The sequence below is a fragment of the Enterobacter cloacae complex sp. Mu1197 genome, assembly GCF_040059225.1.
Lineage (GTDB): Bacteria > Pseudomonadota > Gammaproteobacteria > Enterobacterales > Enterobacteriaceae > Enterobacter > Enterobacter quasiroggenkampii.
Genome location: NZ_CP157375.1, coordinates 2996437 through 3014244, shown reverse-complemented (window position 1 = coordinate 3014244; position 17808 = coordinate 2996437). Strand labels below are relative to the sequence as shown.

14 protein-coding genes and 2 tRNA genes are annotated in these 17808 nt (G+C 48.2%); 4 read left to right on the top strand and 12 right to left on the bottom strand.

Translation table 11 applies throughout. The annotated features are described in order from the left end of the window. Positions 1-101 precede the first annotated feature (101 nt). A tRNA-Asn gene (locus ABFV38_RS14240) sits at positions 102-177 on the bottom strand. Between the two features lie 320 nt (positions 178-497). On the opposite strand from ABFV38_RS14240, the gene nac reads away from it, so the two are divergent. Together nac and cbl are read left to right on the top strand one after the other, a co-directional pair. After that, complete coding sequence (nac, locus tag ABFV38_RS14235; protein WP_045908128.1) at positions 498-1415, top strand: nitrogen assimilation transcriptional regulator NAC; 918 nt, start codon at positions 498-500, stop codon at positions 1413-1415. A gap of 96 nt (positions 1416-1511) precedes the next feature. Then, positions 1512-2462: an HTH-type transcriptional regulator Cbl gene (cbl, locus tag ABFV38_RS14230; protein WP_028013741.1), complete on the top strand. Its 951-nt coding sequence runs from the start codon at positions 1512-1514 to the stop codon at positions 2460-2462. A gap of 71 nt (positions 2463-2533) precedes the next feature. Here the strand turns inward: cbl and ABFV38_RS14225 are convergent, their stop codons facing one another. The 5 genes from ABFV38_RS14225 to ABFV38_RS14205 all read right to left on the bottom strand — a co-directional run bounded on the left by ABFV38_RS14225 (position 2534) and on the right by ABFV38_RS14205 (position 9422). Then, positions 2534-3577: a radical SAM protein gene (locus tag ABFV38_RS14225; RefSeq protein ID WP_348957449.1), complete on the bottom strand. Its 1044-nt coding sequence runs from the start codon at positions 3575-3577 to the stop codon at positions 2534-2536. 69 nt (positions 3578-3646) lie between these two features. Then, a complete protein-coding gene (locus ABFV38_RS14220; protein WP_348957448.1) occupies positions 3647-5257 on the bottom strand; it encodes a bifunctional UDP-sugar hydrolase/5'-nucleotidase in 1611 nt (536 codons plus the stop codon). A 22-nt stretch (positions 5258-5279) separates the two neighbouring features. Continuing rightward, positions 5280-6161 carry a nucleoside-specific channel-forming protein Tsx gene (locus ABFV38_RS14215; protein ID WP_235404703.1) on the bottom strand — a complete coding sequence of 294 codons (882 nt, stop codon included), beginning with the start codon at positions 6159-6161 and terminating at the stop codon, positions 5280-5282. Positions 6162-6217: 56 nt separating this feature from the next. After that, on the bottom strand, positions 6218-7780 hold the full coding sequence (locus ABFV38_RS14210; RefSeq protein ID WP_348957447.1) for a bifunctional UDP-sugar hydrolase/5'-nucleotidase: 1563 nt from the start codon (positions 7778-7780) through the stop codon (positions 6218-6220). Positions 7781-7868: 88 nt separating this feature from the next. Continuing rightward, positions 7869-9422, bottom strand: coding sequence for a bifunctional UDP-sugar hydrolase/5'-nucleotidase (locus ABFV38_RS14205; RefSeq protein ID WP_235404705.1), 1554 nt, complete (start codon positions 9420-9422; stop codon positions 7869-7871). A 132-nt stretch (positions 9423-9554) separates the two neighbouring features. Between ABFV38_RS14205 and ABFV38_RS14200 the strand changes: the two genes are divergently transcribed. Next, entirely contained in the window at positions 9555-10682 is a 1128-nt protein-coding gene (locus tag ABFV38_RS14200) for a cytoplasmic protein (protein ID WP_104950595.1), read from the top strand. Between the two features lie 130 nt (positions 10683-10812). Here the strand turns inward: ABFV38_RS14200 and ABFV38_RS14195 are convergent, their stop codons facing one another. The 4 genes from ABFV38_RS14195 to ABFV38_RS14180 all read right to left on the bottom strand — a co-directional run bounded on the left by ABFV38_RS14195 (position 10813) and on the right by ABFV38_RS14180 (position 14642). Next, complete coding sequence (locus ABFV38_RS14195; protein WP_235404706.1) at positions 10813-12342, bottom strand: aryl-sulfate sulfotransferase N-terminal domain-containing protein; 1530 nt, start codon at positions 12340-12342, stop codon at positions 10813-10815. A 245-nt stretch (positions 12343-12587) separates the two neighbouring features. Beyond that, positions 12588-12977: a M15 family metallopeptidase gene (locus ABFV38_RS14190; RefSeq protein WP_235404707.1), complete on the bottom strand. Its 390-nt coding sequence runs from the start codon at positions 12975-12977 to the stop codon at positions 12588-12590. After that, positions 12964-13290: a phage holin family protein gene (locus ABFV38_RS14185; RefSeq protein WP_235404708.1), complete on the bottom strand. Its 327-nt coding sequence runs from the start codon at positions 13288-13290 to the stop codon at positions 12964-12966. Before ABFV38_RS14185 ends, ABFV38_RS14190 begins: the two co-directional genes overlap by 14 nt. Positions 13291-13703: 413 nt before the next feature. Continuing rightward, positions 13704-14642 carry a LysR family transcriptional regulator gene (locus ABFV38_RS14180; RefSeq protein ID WP_348957446.1) on the bottom strand — a complete coding sequence of 313 codons (939 nt, stop codon included), beginning with the start codon at positions 14640-14642 and terminating at the stop codon, positions 13704-13706. Between the two features lie 141 nt (positions 14643-14783). Between ABFV38_RS14180 and ABFV38_RS14175 the strand changes: the two genes are divergently transcribed. Then, complete coding sequence (locus ABFV38_RS14175) at positions 14784-15173, top strand: RidA family protein (RefSeq protein WP_348957445.1); 390 nt, start codon at positions 14784-14786, stop codon at positions 15171-15173. A gap of 192 nt (positions 15174-15365) precedes the next feature. On the opposite strand, the gene ABFV38_RS14170 is transcribed toward ABFV38_RS14175, so the two are convergent. Then, positions 15366-15441: transfer RNA gene (locus tag ABFV38_RS14170), tRNA-Asn, on the bottom strand. 164 nt (positions 15442-15605) lie between these two features. Next, on the bottom strand, positions 15606-17795 hold the full coding sequence (locus ABFV38_RS14165) for a TonB-dependent siderophore receptor (RefSeq protein WP_045908133.1): 2190 nt from the start codon (positions 17793-17795) through the stop codon (positions 15606-15608). Between the last annotated feature and the right edge of the window lie 13 nt (positions 17796-17808).

The window sequence follows — 17808 nt, the reverse complement described above, 5'->3', positions numbered from 1 at the left end:
GCCTACAGTCCCGTAGGTCGGGTAAGGCGAAGCCGCCACCCGACAATTCAACCCGACGCAGAAAAGCAAAAAGCCTGCTTTAAAAGCAGGCTTTTCAAATTTGGCTCCTCTGACTGGACTCGAACCAGTGACATACGGATTAACAGTCCGCCGTTCTACCGACTGAACTACAGAGGAATCGTGTGAACGGGGCGCATATTATCGACCTGCGTTCACCTTGTCAAAGGGTGGATCGCTGCCTTTTGATCGTTTGCTGACAAAATCGGCAAAGTGATGTTTTTGACAGCGGAATGCACCGCTTTGGTGCGGGTATACCTCTAATGGGGCAGATCATAAACTGCTGTTTCGGTAATAAAACCCCCCTCCATGATTAGGTTTCCTTATTTTCAGGCGCTTAGCGCCCAATTTAGACCGCCTGGTAAAAGTGGCATTCATATTGCAAAACCTGTTCAACAACGACAGCCGGTTCCGGCACAGCATTTCGAACAGGGGGCAAAATGAACTTAAGACGACTGAAATACTTCGTAAAAATCGTCGATATCGGCAGCCTGACTCAAGCGGCAGAAGTGCTGCATATCGCGCAGCCTGCGCTGAGCCAGCAGGTGGCTACTCTGGAAGGCGAGATGGATCAGCAGCTGTTGATCCGCACCAAACGCGGCGTCACGCCAACGGAAGCCGGTAAGATCCTGTATACCCATGCGCGCACCATTCTTCGCCAGTGTGAACAGGCGCAGCTGGCGGTGAATAACGTGGGGCAGACCCTGAGCGGGCACGTGTCCATCGGGCTGGCGCCGGGAACGGCGGCATCGTCCATTACCATGCCGTTGCTGCAGGCCGTCCGCGCTGAGCTGCCTGAAGTGCTGGTCTATCTGCACGAAAACAGCGGTTCTGTCCTGAATGATAAACTGCTCAGTGGCCAACTGGACATGGCGGTTCTTTACGATCGCTCCCCGGTTGCCGGGATCACCAGCCAGCCGCTACTGAAAGAAGATCTCTACCTCGTGGGCACCCGCGACTGCCCGGGCCAGAGCGTCGACCTTACCGCCGTGGCAGAAATGAACCTCTATCTGCCGCGCGACTACAGCGCCGTGCGCGTGCGCGTGGACGAAGCATTTTCCCTGCGCCGCCTGACGGCCAAAATTATTGGCGAAATCGACTCGATCTCCACGCTGACCGCAGCCATTGCCAGCGGCATGGGGGTGACCGTTCTGCCGGAATCCGCAGCACGCTCGCTGTGCAGTGCGGCAAACGGCTGGATGGCGCGGATCACCACACCTTCCATGAGCCTGCCGCTGTCGCTGAACATGTCCGCACGCGGTTCGCTGTCACCACAGGCGCAGGCGGTAAAAGAGATTTTGATGTCGCTGGTCAGCAAGCCATCGCTTGAGAACCGCGAACTCCAGCTCGTGAGCTGATATTCCATAAAAGCATAAGATGCTGGTTTTTATTATTTGTTCTGCAGCTCGGCTGACTCTAACAATAGAACTATGTCAGATGCGCCGGAGTGAATCGTGAATTTCCAGCAACTTAAAATTATCCGTGAGGCGGCCAGGCGGGACTACAACCTGACCGAGGTCGCCAATATGCTTTATACCTCTCAGTCCGGCGTCAGCCGCCATATCCGCGAGCTGGAAGAGGAACTGGGCATAGAGATCTTTATCCGTCGCGGCAAGCGGCTGCTCGGCATGACGGAGCCGGGTAAGGCTTTGCTCACCATCGCTGAGCGAATCCTCAACGAGGCCAGCAACGTGCGTCGCCTGGCGGATCTCTTCACCAATGACGCCTCGGGCGTGCTCACCATCGCCACCACCCACACCCAGGCGCGCTACAGCCTGCCGCCGGTGATTAAAGCGTTCCGCGAACTTTTCCCTGACGTCCGTCTGGAGCTTATCCAGGGCACGCCGCAGGAAATTGAAGTGCTGCTGCAAAACGGTGGGGCGGATATCGGCATTGCCAGCGAACGCCTGAGCAACGACCCGCTGCTGGTGGCTTTCCCCTGGTTCCGCTGGTACCACAGCTTATTACTTCCGGTCGATCATCCGCTGAATCAGGTTTCTCCCCTGACGCTGGAAGACATTGCTAAATGGCCACTCATTACCTACCGCCAGGGGATCACCGGACGCTCGCGTATTGATGAAGCTTTCAACCGTAAAGGATTAACGCCGGACATCGTGCTGAGCGCGCAGGATTCTGATGTGATCAAAACCTACGTCGAGCTGGGGCTGGGCATTGGGCTGGTGGCGGAACAGTCCAGTGGAGAACGCGAAGACGGGAACCTGGTGCGTCTTGACACGCGTCATCTGTTTGACGCCAACACCGTATGGCTTGGCCTGAAGCGCGGACAGCTGCAGCGTAACTATGTGTGGCGCTTTATCGAACTCTGCAACGCCGGGCTGTCGGTGGATGAGATTAAACGCCAGGTGATGGAGCCGGAAGAAGTGGCGATTGATTATCAGATTTAGGTGCGGTTTTGCCCGGTGGCGCTGCGTCTACCGGGCTGCAATATCCTTCTCTCTGCAACTTAAGAACTATATCAGGCCAAATACTGACGAATATCGGAAGGCGCATAGTTTTGTTCCCACAAAGCCCTCATCATCAACATATAGGGTTCAACATAAGTAAAAAAAGCCTGATAACTTTCGCAAAAATAATTAAGCTGCGGAACCCCACTCCGGGAAAGTGCTATGCGATCTTGTGTGCAACCGCCATGGCAGGCGAATTCCATTTTGCACCGCGTACATTCTTCTGCCAGTGTCAGATTAACAAAACGATCGCATTGATAAATATCCTCGTTTATTTTCAGCGCTGACTCGCCATCCTCATATGAGGCGTAAACACAGGTCGGCACAGATAACCCACACCACGAAGCGAATGCACGTTCAAACATGGGTATGTGAATTGTTCCAATGTCAAGACGTATCCAGGTATAAAAAATCGTTTTCAAAAAAGTGCCCAGTGCAGCGGGGTCAAGGCTTTGCGCATCCACACCACCTTGTTCAAGTGGTTTAAGGAGGGGAATAAACAGCATATGACGACTGCCAAGATGCTTCAAATAATGATAGATTCGCAGCGGTTGCTGGCTATTTATGTTATTAATGACGGTAAGCGTATCGAATGTAATATTGTGTTTTTGCAGTAACCTCACGTTTGTTTCAATCATATTAGTTACTGGGCTTTCAAACATCGTTTTGCTGAACCTGTCGCATGACTGACTATCACCATCTACCGAAATGCAAATAAGAAAATCATTCTTTTTGAAGAATTCACACCAGTCATCATCTAATGTAGTAGCATTGATAAGCAATGTATTAATAATATTTTTGCCTTGTGCAAATCGCTGTTGTAAGTTAATGATGCGTTTTAAAAAACGTAAACTATAAGAAGGTGATGTACCATCCTGCCAGGAAAAATGCACATCGTCAGTTTTCCTGGCATCAATTTTCTGACGAATATATTGCTTAAGCGTCGTTTCGTCCATTGAACACGTTTGGTATTCCGGAGGTAGTCGCGTTTTATGGAGATGGGAGCAATGTGCACAGTGTAAATTACAGAGTGCAGTTAAGTGTTTTTCCGTCATAGGGCAATTTTCCATCTTTATATAAAATGATGCCATCCATAAAAATAAATGAATGGCATCATTAATTTTTTACTTACTGGCTTCAATCCGCATTTCATTAACTTGTGCAGGAATAATTTTGTGCCCTGACTTCAGATAGTCAATGACCACATCGGACATATTGTGTCCGGCACGGACTTGAACATTTTTCCCTTCTTTAAATGCCAGAAAACCATCGCCTCCTAAAGCAAGGAATGTTGTCGTAGCAACATGGTACGTCTCCGTATCGGCAATCTCTTTGCCGTTAATTGTGAAAGATACTACGCGCTTACCGGCCGGTTTCTGCGGCATATAATGCATTTCAGCCCCCTTTGACATTTGCAGTATGCCATTCGTGAGCGATGCTCCATGCTCCACCAGATTACGCAGATCCTTACCGCTGAGATCCATCTCTGTAAGCTCATTCTTGAAGGGGAATATACTGGTAATGTCGCCAAAGGTAATCGGGCCCGCGTTGAGATCGGCCCGTAAGCTACCGGAATTAATCAGCGCAATCTGTGCATTCGGCGCGGCGACAAGCATTGCATCCGTAAACACGTTGCCCAGTTGTGATGATTCGCCATAAGCGCGGGTCAGCATGATCGGCGATTCACCCACTGGCTGACGCACAATATCCGCGAGTTTTTTATTCCAGCCATCGATAACCTTCTGTGTTGTTGGATCGGGCTTCCATTCATCGGCATAAAGTGTTTTCAGCTCAAAGCTTTTTACTTTTTTGGTTTTCGCCCCAGGTTCAACGTCAAGTATCAACTTACCGACATCGATACCACCGCTGTCAGTAGACAGGATAAGCGTATTCCCCACTTTGATCGGTTCCGGTGTGCCAACATGAGCGTGTCCGGTGATGAGAATATCAAGACCTTTGACCTGACTGGCGGTCTGAATATCTTTATCCAGTGCACGCCTGACATCTGTACTCCCAATACTGGACTGACGTGCCGGAACGCCTTCATGCACGAGCGCAACGGTGACGTCAACTTTACCCCGTAACTCATCCAGGTAATGCTGCAGATATTTCACCTCATCGCGAGCTTCAATTCCCTGATTTTTGAGGGCTGCGGCTGATTTATCAAAGCGGTTGTTTTTATCATTATCGAGCCCCTGGATCGAGAGCTCTGAGATGGTGTCATTAAACGCATACACGCCGTGCAGCCCAATAACGCCAATTTTAACGCCATCCTTTTCCAGGATAGTGTACGGTTTGTTCCAGAAAGGTCTCTCGCTGTCCTTATGGAACACATTCCCCAACAGTACCGGGAAGTTTGCCTTGCTCAATTGTCGCAAGAGATTATCCCAGCCATGGTCAAACTCATGATTACCAATTGATACCGCATCAAAGGGCATGGTATTCATAATATCAATAATCGCCTGACCCTTAGTCAGAGTACTGATATATGGCCCGGTAAAATAGTCGCCTGCATCAAAATAGAATGTGGCTTTATTTTTGGATTTTTCCTGTTTGACTAAAGTGGTGATATTAGCGAATCCTCCAATTGCTCGTTTACCGTCTGCGACATACGGGAGTTTGTAAGTATCAACATGAGCATGGAGATCATTGGTATAAATGATAGTGACATCTTTGGCGCAGGACCAGAATGGCAACGTTAACAGAATACCTGCGGCAATTGTTTTTATCTTCATGGTTAATCCCTTGCAGTGATATTTAAAAAGCGTAACCCACAGTTAAATAGTATGCCCACCCCGTTGAATCTATAGTGGTGATGTCTCCGTCGCTGCTAAATGCTTTACTCCCTTCGTCAAATTGCCCACCATGATAGAAATAACGAAGGGTGGCGCCATAGTTCCAGTGGGGATAAACTAAACTGAGTACATTGGTGGAAACAATAGAGCTATTGGTCCGGGAGTAGAATTGCTGCTCGCCGCCTGACTCTTCTTTAAGGTCTGAACCAAAATCAAAATTGGTAAAGCCGACGTAATTGAGTTTCCCACCAAATAGTGTTGTAATAGGGATGACATATTTGACTTTGAAGCGATACCCATCCCACTCGTTTTCGTTGGCCGCATTGTAGTTGTTTCCTTGATACTTGGCATAGATGTTTGCAGATAACGTCATCGGTAGCCCCGTATCAATATCGGTTCCTATCCCCATATACCATGTGCTCTGACGCTGTCCTGCATTCGTTCCTGCATCATAGATATAGTTGTGGGCAAAATACCATTCTTTGAATGGACCAAAACTTAGGTCGAGCCCCGTCAACTTGTCGATGCTAAAACGCGGTTCTATCTCCATAAAAAAGGGAGAGCCATTATCCCAAATACCGATATCATTATCATTGCCTATACCAAAAAACTTAGGTAAGTCCGCATAGCCATAGAAATCAAACCAATCGACATGCGCCCATGCACGATACTCTGGATATAAGTCCGCTCTTTTTAATGGCCCAAAACGAGTTGAGTTGCTGCCTACGATATTAATACTTTGATGCCACCAGTCTGACAGGTATTCATTATTACCGGTGTCTGCCAATGCTACTGTGGGTAAAAGCATAAAAGCGCCTGACAATATATGTTTTATTTTTTTCATACGTAGGGGTTCCTTCCACAGAGATTTGTTAATTAAGACTTTTTATGTTATTGAAACTACTTAGCTGCGCTTACATCGACCACTCTCTTTTCAAGATCGGGTTTCAATGGGCTATGCGCCTTGACATACTCAATAATCGACTCGGCAGAGGTAGTGCTGTTGATCGTTTTGACATTCGTGCCTTTTAAGAATGCCTCGAATCCATCCCCACCCGTCGCACAAAACGAGTGTGTAGCAACCCGATATGTTTTGGTTGGATCTACCGGTTGATTATTAATCGTGAATTTAACGATCCGCTTACCCAGCGGTTTTTTGCTGTCGTATTCAACATGAACGCTTTTAGATACTTGCAACACGCCATTGGTAAGATTCGTTGCATGAGTCATCAAGTCAGTGAGATCTTTTCCGGTGAGATCCATTTCAACCAGTTCGTTATTAAATGGGAAGGTAGTAATGACATCACCATATCGTAAATTTCCTTGTGGGAAATCAGCACGCAATCCTCCGCTGTTTTGTAATCCCACGACGGCGTCAGGCGCTTTGGTCATCATGGCGTCAATGACTAAATTACCAACAGGTGATGATTCACCATAAGAGCGAGTGAAGGGGGCCGTTGTCGACCCAATAATCTGGTCAGTGATACTTTTCAGCTTAGCATTCCACTCATCAATCCTGGCCTGAACGTTAGGATCTGGCTTGTATTCGTCGGCAAATACAGTGATTAATTTACCGCTATAGCCCTCAATTTTTTTAGTTTGAGGGTTAAAATCCAGGACTAATTTACCAATATCAGTACCATACGCATCTGTTGAAACAACAAGCGTGTCATTAACTTTAATGGGCTCTGGTGTACCTACATGAGCATGCCCTGTGATTAATACATCAATACCCTTAAATTTCTTTGCGGTATCGATATCAGCTTGCAGCATTCTGGCTACATCTTTATTCCCGTAACTTGATTGACGCGCGGGCGTACCTTCATGAACCAGTAGCACGATGATATCCACTTTGCCTTTTAACGCATCAAGACCTTTTTGAATATAAGGTGCCTCATCACGCGCCTCTGAGCCAGCGTAAGCCTTTGCCGCAACAGTGTCATAAAAGGCAAATTTTTGATGCACTCCAATGACGCCAATTTTAATGCCATCTTTTTCCACAATCGTCCAGGGTTTATTCCAGACAGGTTTATCACTATTAGTATAAAAAACATTACCCAGCAAAACGGGAAATGTTGCTTTTGACAATTGCTTAACCATATTATCAACGCCATGGTCAAATTCATGGTTCCCCACTGATACAGCATCGAAAGGCATAGCGTTCATTATGTCAATAATGGCTTCACCTTTGGTCAGTGTGCTTATATAGGGGCCGGTAAAGTAATCACCCGCATCAAAGAAAAAGACATCTTTATTTTTTTTCTTAGCATCGTTAACGATGGTCGCGATATTAGCAAAACCGCCCACTGCACGTTCTTTATCGATGGCTGGAATTTTTCCAGGAGAGACATGGGCATGTAGATCATTGGTATAATAAATTGTCACATCCTTAGCAATAGCTGATGCGGTTAGCATTGCTGACAGGCACAATGTCATCAAACTAAGCTTTGTATTTTCATTCATAATCAGATCCTTTGAAAAAAGGTAATAGCTTGAATAAGGGTTCATGAAGATGTATGAACCCTTTTAAGATGTACGGTGGAATAAACTATTATTTTTTCACATCAACAACGCGCATGCCGTTGATCTGTTCATCCGTAATGATATTGCCCGCTTTGAAGTAATCGATCACCGCGTTAGAAACGTAGTAACCGCCTGTTGTATTACGTGCTTTACCCTCGGTAAATGTGGTAAAACCATCTCCGCCGTCGGCAAGGAAGCTCTGGGTGGCAATGTGATAGACTGTCGCATCCTCAATCGGTTTACCATCAAGGGTAAATGCGACGACCCGCTGGCCGATGGGTTTACTGCTGTCATACTTCATCTCCACGCCTTTTGATACCTGCAAAACGCCATTAGTTAGGCCTGCGGCATGTTCCATCAACGTACGCAACTGTTTACCCGTGAGATCCATCGTGGCCAGTTCGTTAGGGAAGGGGAACGTACTGATCACAGCGCCTATTGAAATCGCACCAGACGGGATCTCATTGCGAATCCCCCCCGAGTTGGTTAAGGCGAGCTGTGTATTTTTACCCGCAGCCACCAGCAAAGCATCCGCAGCCAGATTTCCCAGCGAGGCTGATTCACCATACGCACGCGTCAATTCAACCGGCGACTGCGCCACCGTTTTTTGAACCTCTTCATCAAGTTTCTTATTCCAGCCGTCGATTACCCGTTTCGTCTGCGGGTCGGGCTTCCACTCATCTGCATAAATGGTTTTAAGCTCAAATTTTTTCATCGTAAACTGATGCGGCTTCGTGTAGTCCAGTACCAGTTTACCCACATCAATACCGCCGCTGTCGGTCGAGAGGATCAGCGTCTTGCCGACTTTAATCGGTTCCGGCGTACCGACATGCGCATGTCCCGTAATCAGAATGTCCAGACCTTTCACCTGGCTTGCCGTTTGAATATCTTTATCCAGGGCACGGCGTACGTCTGTCCCTCCCATACTGGACTGACGCGCCGGCGTGCCTTCATGGACCAGCAATACGGTCAGGTCGACTTTTCCTTTCAGTTCATCGAGATAGCTCTGCAGCCACTTAATTTCATCCCGAGCTTCAATACCTACGCGCGTTGCCGCAGAAACGGTATCATTGAAAGCAAACACGCCGTGTAAACCAATGACGCCAATTTTCACGCCATCTTTTTCGATGATGGTATAAGGCTTATCCCAGAATAATTTGTTGCTGTTCTGATAGAATATGTTGCCCTGTACAATAGGGAATTTCGCCTGGCTAAGCTGTAATAATGTATTATCCCAGCCGTGATCAAATTCATGATTACCCATCGTGACAGCATCAAACGACATGGTATTCATAATGTCAATAATAGCCTTTCCCTTCGTTAAACTACTAATATAAGGGCCCGTAAAATAGTCACCCGCATCAAAAAACCATGTTGCTTTACTTTTGGCTTTTTCCTCTTTCACCAGAGTGGTGATATTAGCCCAACCCCCAACATCGCGTTTCCCGTCAGCAATCCAGGGAACTTTATAAGGTTCCACATGCGCGTGGAGATCGTTGGTGTAAATAAGCGTGACATCCTTGGCGCTGGCCCAAAATGGTAATGCCAACAAAATACCTGCGGTAACCGCTTTTATATTCATAACCCGTTCCTTTCAGTTATATAAAGATGCGTTACTTTACGTTCTGAAAGCATTTTTTATGCGAGTCTGCTCACACAATCAATCCACAGTTATGAGGCAAAATTAGCGACCTCTTAAAATCGTTGGTGAATTATATTGGCTCTGTTCACAATTAATACCTGCAAATCGTTTGGTTGCCGAAATTTAGGGCTACCTATATCAGCCTCTGCAGATTACAGCTGGCCAGACTACAGGCTGGGGTTTCCGGCCTTGCACTGTCGGGCGTGCGGGAGTTATCCCCCGCTTTTTGATGAGCAACAGTTTAATGAATGGCTGTCTGCGCACTTAAGTGTCTATGCTTCAGAAAACGGTTATTTTTGTCCTGAATGTTATAGCCTGGAAACTATTTGCTATGGTTATAACCCACAGGGGACACAGCGCGTTCAGTGCCGAACTTGCAGGAAAGTCTGGACACCCAAACAGCAAAAACAAAGAGAAAGAGTACCTCCAGAGCGCATTGAAACGGTTCCACTCATTGTCCCGTTCCAGGGAAGTCGTGCTGAACAGAAACTGTATGTTCTGCTTAGCTTCGATGCTGACCGAGGTCATATTGTTCATCTTTCCACAAATTTTACTCAGCATGATATTGGTGAAAGCCTGCGGTATTGCTGGCGCGGAAAGCGTGAACCCGATCTGCATCATCATGATATTGTCAGTCGTGTTGATATGCGTGAAATGCAATTTCTACATCGGAGCCAGTTTGATGAAATTCAGTATGGCAGTGCGGCACTCAAACGTAATGCCAGAGGTGCGATACTGCGTCCCGTTATTGCCGCTCACGGACATTTTCGCGTGCTGAACATCCTTTTTCCTGAGGTAAAAATGCACGTTATTTCACACGAATGCTTTCTTCGGGGAGCCGTCATTACCGCCTGGGCAGATCTGTTTCGCGAGCGGCAAGGTGAGCTTTGGTTTATAGAAGAGGAAATCAATGAGGGTGAGAGCGATATTCCCTGGAATTTTCAGAGAACAACACAGCACGGCTGGTGGCAAACGCAGTGGCAGCTTTGGGGGCAGGGCAAAAATTTCAAGATGGTTTGCCCGTTAACCGGTGGTGATATCAATAATGCAAAAATGCTCTCTTTAACGGCCAGCAGGCACTTTATCCATTGGCTATACAAACAAACGAATTTTACCCATAGTGCCAAACTCTCTGCTGGGCGTGTAACGCAGGTTCTTCTTTCTCTGACGCATGACTATAACGATAAAATTGCGAGATAGGTTCTAAATACGTCGTCTATATCGTTAAGGGTTCATGTAGATACATGAACCCTTTTAATATATACAGAGAGATCAATTGCTTATTAAAGCCTGATGATCACTTGCGTTTGTATATTATAATTACATCTTTTTATAAGTTTGCATGAATGGATGCCGTAGTGATTACGTCAGTAAGCTCCGTTTCGTTAAACAATCTTGCACGATAGGCCTCCCCAGGGAATTGAGGCGCACCATCAGGTAAAGAAATCACATCGTAGATAGTGGCAACCATATTACCGTCCACATCGCTGATAAAGAATGAACGAGCGTGGCAGGTAAAAATAACGAAGTAGTCATCGTGATCAAACACACTTCCCATAAAATCAGTCCATTGGACGATAGGGGTTGTTGGTAATTCAATAGGAGCGTGAATTTCCACAGCGGTTTTGGCTGCCAGATCTACAGCATAGAATAGAATGCGAGCGGGATCTGTTACATAGGGATCGGTTGTTGGCGCGTCATTCATCGGGCGTATAACAGGGTTTCCATCTGTATCAAGGCAAGATCTATTATCAAATACTGATAAGACAAATTTCCCTACGCCAGGATCGATATATTCTGAAAATGCGCTGTTATTAGTGATGCAGACCGTATGTGCACCATTTTCATAGTGAGTAATACCCGAGTTATCAATATGAATAGTCTCTTGAATTGCCGGGAATTGAGGGTTGAAATTACCTGTGTTGATTGTCCACAAAATACTACCATCAACAATAGAGATGCCAAAAGTAGTACTCGTGGTGCGAGAGTGGACAATAACGGCTTCTTCGTTATTTGGGCTGCTTGCAATCCATGTGAGAGAGTTAAAATGAACATCATTAGGGGTATTGTTATTCAAGATTTGAGAGCCACTATATTCACTGGTATAGTTTTTCGCCCAAATCATTTTCCCTGTCTGATCGTTGAATTTTAGCACCAGAGCATCTTGTGCCATCGTATTGCTGAGCCGGTTAGGGCTATCGGTACCAAACATATAAATGTCACCCGCTGAATCCCAGACTACATCGTGAGTATTTGCATAGTGATTGCCATCTGCATCACGCAGGTCGAATTCCAGGACGACATTACCCATAATGTCAATTTTGAAAAAGCGACGACCGTACCACGACATATCTTCATCGCTACCGGTATAGAGGTAGCCATTGTGAATTCGCAAAGGCTGGAGATGATAAACCGATACAAAGTTAAAACGTAGATCACCATTTCGGTCATAACCACGGCCTGTTGATTCCATTAACAGGCTGTTTCCCCATACAGAGGTAAATAGTGCAGGATTGGTTTGTTCAATATCGAGATGGAAAATAACGGATGTATCATAAACCTGATCCAGCGTGCTAACGGTGAATGCTTGATTGAAAACTTCAGCTCCGGTTTCATCCTTAAACACGACCTGGACGCTGTTTGCATATTGTGCGTAAAGGCCAATAACAGGGATTTTTATGGTTTGAGAAGCACCATAAATCAGGTCCGATGTATAGTTAAAATCTACGCTGGTTGGGCTGGTCGTCCGTTTAGATACAGTGTAAGAGTAGCTTACTGGCGTATCTGAGGTAAAATAAAGATATGCAGCGAGTTGGTTGTCGGACGGTGCAAGTTCAGTTTTAACATAAGTAATAGTCATGATTGTATTCCTTTTTGTAACGTTCAATGAAATATGTTTTTTGTCAGCGTAATCAAGCATCGCCAATAAAAATAGCGAGCCAATAAACACCTGACGGATAATGTAGTGCTGTGGTAATTAAAAGCAGTTTTGTACTGTGACTCTCCTCTTATAAAATAGTTGAATAAGCATGGTATGGTTAATCATCCAGTAAATACTGGTGTGCCGTATTCTCTGCGAGAATAGACCTGATAAATATTTAGTTCCTATTCAGGATACATCTTTCGTGAGAGCTGAAAATGGACGCCATCCTTTATTTCCGTCCAGTTACCGCCCCACTCAACATCAACAGATAACTCCTTTGCGGCCTGAAACACTGCCGTGGCAATGGTCTGGTAATGTTTAAACTCCCACGATGCGGTACCGTTTATGACAGCGAAGATATCAACGGCGTGTCCTGTTAAGTGCCTGCTTTTCGACGTTAATGATTTTCCTGCTGCCAGCAGCTCAAGCTGTCGCTTTTGATTTCTTAACCCTTCTGAAATACCGAAATCAACAGGTGATAATTTCAACGCTTTTCTCATCACATCAACAAGATCCTTATGTACGCCTTTAAGGTTCTTTTCAGTCGTTTTACTAAATTCATGATTGATCATTGTTGTCTCCAGAGATTTTTTTCCAGTAATAATTAAGGGCAACAACGCCCATGGCACCTGATATACCGCTGACGGCAAGCGAAGTGTGAAATACCGTTCCAAGGCTTTGTGACATCAATCCGGCAAGCACACCAGTGAATCCTGACACAATAATTTGTGCTATTGCCGAAAATAAACTTCTTCCTGACTGGCCAGACTTAACGTCAAGGAGATATCTAACAAGTCCTCCCCATGCGCCGAATAATATTATGTAAATCCAGCTAAAAAATGCATTTGATGATGGATCTTTCCATGGCAAAACAATTCCCTCCAAAGATTGTATTACGTTATAAAAATTACCAGTTGATAGGTTTTCTTTTGTAACTTAACTATATGCTTTGCTATGGAGTAAATAATAAACGTTGAGCGACCCTGTTTTGTGATGAGTGTCACAGGGAATGTAATTAATAGATTTTGTCGATCAATTAATGGTGAATGATAGTTATGTGTTATTGATGTGAATCGTCATATTTAGCAATGGAATATATAAGAGGAACCAGTAGGAGAGGGGATATTACGGTAGTGCGGTAATTAACGGATTCAGTAAAGAAAGTATGTTGAAACTGTGACGCTCTGGCCTTCAGCGTTCGTGGTCTTACTCGAGATGATTTCGCTCCGGTGGCAGAGCGGGGAAGTGATTTTAATTTTGGTTACGGCAGGAGATAAAACAATACTCAGAAAAGCGAATCAGAGGCTGGGATATAGCGACTTATTATTGGAATTTGGGACATGTTGCCGCATCAATTCAACGATCCAATCAATAAAAACGCGCAGCCTGGCGTTGACATGGCGGTTAGGCGGAAATGCCAGGTACAGGGGCATTGGGTTAATACGCCAGTCTTCAAATAGCGGAATCAAAGAGCCAGCAGCCTGATGCGCTGCCGCCATATAGACCGGCAGCGCAATCACGCCTAATCCCGCTAACCCAGCTTCGAGGCAAGCATTGCCATCATCCACTGCAAGCACGTAGCTGCCCTTGATTTCAATATGTTCACTCTCTCTGTGCAGTACCAGAGGATCAATCTTACCGGTGCGTGAGGACAAGAATCCCACGATAAGATGGTCGGTGTTTTCCAGCTCACGCGGATGCGCAGGGGAGCCAAGGCGTTCCACATAGCTCGGTGCGACGTAAACACCGATTTGCAAATCGCCGACATGACGTGCGATCAGGGACTGGTCGTTGATTTCGCCACCGCGCAGGACGCAATCCACGTTGTCGCCGATCAGATCCACCACCCGGTCACTCACGCCCAGGTCGAATTGAATATCAGGATAGCGTGCGTGAAAAGCTGGCAGCGCGGGCACCAGCACCAGGCGGGCGAGAGGAGTGGGCACATCTATCCGCAGGCGTCCCCTGGGGAGCATCGTCGCACTGGACAGGCTGTTTTCAGCATCTTCCATGTCCGCCAGCAGGCGGATGACGCGCTCGTAGTAGATCGCGCCATCGGGAGTGACGCCGAGCCTGCGGGTGGTGCGATGGAGCAGCTTGACGCGCAGGTGCGCTTCCAGTTGCTGAATAAGCTGCGTCACCGTGGTTTTGCTCATATGAAGCGTTTGGGCAGCCTTTGTGAAACTGCCTGCCTCCACCACGCGAGCAAAGGCGCGCATCGCATCGAAACGATCCATTCCTTGTCCTCTCTTTTCACCGATTGTTTGGATATTACAAACAATCATGAACAAAGTCGCTTGTTTATCCGCCCGATCTGGCGCCTGTAAAGTGTCTGTATGTTCACCGGGCAGATTTCGCCCCATTACAAAGGTATAAATATGACAACACGCGAAGCCGTTTTTCCCTCCGGTCGGCAGGCGCTCTATGAGCGTAATCGCTATTCACCGGCCATCAAATCTAACGGCTTCCTGTTTGTTTCGGGGCAGGTGGGTAGCCGGGAGGATGGTTCGCCTGAACCCGATCTGAAAGCGCAGGTCAGGCTGGCTTTCGATAATCTTAATGCTGTCCTCGCGGCTGCGGGCTGCACGTTCAGTGACGTGGTTGACGTGACCCTCTTTGTCGTCGATCCCGCGTCAAACCTCGACGTTATCTGGAGTATCCTGCCAGAATATTGGGGGGAAGCGCCTTACCCTACGTTGACGGGAATCGGCGTGACGTGGCTGTACGGATTCCAGTTTGAGATAAAGGTGATTGCCCGGCTGCCCTGAGCGCTACGGGTCTTTCCGCCAGTCGAAAGATAAAACAGAGGTAAATTGATGAAAGCAGCGGTTTATTGCCCGGTGGCGCTGCGCTTACCGTGCCTACGGTCCCGTAGGTCGGGTAAGGCGAAGCCGCCACCCGACAATTTTACCCGACGCAGAAAAGCAAAAAGCCTGCTTTAAAAGCAGGCTTTTCAAATTTGGCTCCTCTGACTGGACTCGAACCAGTGACATACGGATTAACAGTCCGCCGTTCTACCGACTGAACTACAGAGGAATCGTGTGAACGAGGCGCATAGTAGCGACCTCACTACGACTTGTCAAAGGGTGAAAACGCACTTTTCGTTCGTTTGCCGACAATTTCAGCAAATCGCTGATTTTATAGTAAATTTGCTTCGAAATTACACAACAAAATGCGCCGCCCGCAGGCGGCGCGCAGGATTAGAACAGAACGGAGTAGTTCAGACCAAACGTCCGTCCGCGGCCTTTGTAGGTATACAGACCCGGTGCACCGTAGGTTGGGCTATACAGCCCCGGCGCGCGCTGACCCCAGGCGGTGGTGTAGTCTTTGTCCAGCAGGTTTTCCACGCTGAAGCTGACTTTACCCACCGGCAGGGCGTAGCTGCCCAGGAAGTCGACCGTGTTGTAGCCATCGATCTTCTTGCCGTCGGCGTCAGAGACGTCAAAGGTCTGCGTGCTCTGTACGCGCAGGGTCCAGTCGCCCGGCGCCCAGTTGACCCACGCGCTGGCTTTCGACGGGCTGGCGCTGTCGACCGTCAGCTTCTCCCATTTCCCGTTTTCGCGGGTTTCAGACTTAATGGCGTTAAAGTTCGCGCCCGTGCTCCAGTCGCTGTTGGTGAAGAAATAGTCCACCTGACCTTCCACCCCGTAGATACGACGCTTGTCGTCTTCCAGGTTGATGGTCATGTCCGTCTTGTTGATGGTGATGGTTTTATCCGAGAGCGAGTAATACGCCGCAACCTGCGTGCGCAGGTTATCCCCGGTGTAGCGCCAGCCCAACTCATAAGCGTTGACCTTGATACCGTCCAGCTTCGAGTCGTTCACGTTGACGCTGTTCAGCAGGCGATAGTGACCGTTGCTGAGCTGATAGGTCCCGGAGCCGTAGTACTTCGCCAGGTCCGGAATTTCGAAGCCCTGGGAGAAGTTAAACCACACCTGCTGCTGTTCGGTCAGGCGACCAAGGATCCCGGCGTTAAACAGGAAGTTGTTGTAATCGGTTTTCCCACCCGGCACCGCGTCGGCGGAGGTGGCTTTCCCGGTAGCGATGGCCTGCTGCTGGGTGTAACCGACAAAATCGTCTACCTTGTTCTCGGTGTACTGGTAGCGCACGCCGCCGCTCAGGGTGATGGCGTCAATATCGTAGCTGGCCTGCAGGAACGGGGCGAGGTTGGTGATGCTGTAGCCCGGGTAGCGGCCCACGTTGTAGGCGTTATCCAGCTCCATGCCGCCACTCGCCGCGGCTTTGCTCAGGTTAAAGAACTGCTGGTTGGCGTCGAAGGTTTCGTGGTCGGCATCCATACCCCAGGTCAGCGTTAAATCGTCCACCGGCTTGCTGTTCAGCGTCAGCTTGCCGCCGTAGAAATCAGTTTTCTGCTGCGACGCGCCGATGCTGCTGACCACGCCTTTGGTCAGGGTCGGGAACGGATAGTAGGTCAGGCTCTCGTCGCGATAGTAAATCTGCGCGACCAGATCCTGGCCCCAGAAATCGGTATTGGAGTACTGCAGGTTGATCAGATGGCGCTCGGTACCCGGCACGCGGTCAGAATCGAGGTTACCTTTGTTGTACGCGGTCGCATCCCCCGTGACCGCCGAGAAGTTCTTCCCGAGATACAGACCATGCTTGCCGTCGGACTCGCTCTTGTAGTACTGGGTCGTCAGCTGCAGCTGTTGATGATCGTCGATGTTGAGGGTGCCTGTGCCCATCACATCGATACGGTCGGAATACTGTAAGCCGGTCTGGGTGTTATCAATAATCACCTCGTCGCCGTTGCCATCATACCAGCCGCCGTAGCGCTGATACGACACCGACAGACGACCGGAAGCGTTATCGTTGCCGCCGCTGACCGCTGCCGATACGTTCTCATCATGGTCGTTGTGGCTGTTAAACCCGCTTTTAGCACCCGTCTGGAACTCCACTTCGGTCTCAGGCTGGCCCTTTTTGGTAACGATGTTCACCAGACCACCGGTGCTGCCGCCGCCGTAGAGTGACGTGGCGCCGGAGATGACTTCGATACGGTCAATGTTGAACGGATCGATAGAGTCGAGCTGGCGGCTGTCGCTGCGGGACGAGTTCAGGCGCACGCCGTCCACCATCACCATCATGGAGCGGCCGCGCAGGTTCATGCCGTAGTTGGTACGTCCCTGGCTGCTGACGTCCATACCCGGGATCAGCTGTGCCAGCACTTCTTTAATCTCTTTCCCGCCCTGAACCTGCTGCTCAATTTCAGCCCGCTCAATGACCCAGGTGGTCTGTGCCATCTCCGCCACGCTGCGGTGCGCACGGCTGGCGGAGACCACGATATTTTCTTCCTTTTGTTCTTCTGCCCACGCAGAGGTAGAAAGCATTGCAAGCAAACAAGGATTTAAAACCCAAAGATGAGAACGTTTCATTGTTATGTTGACC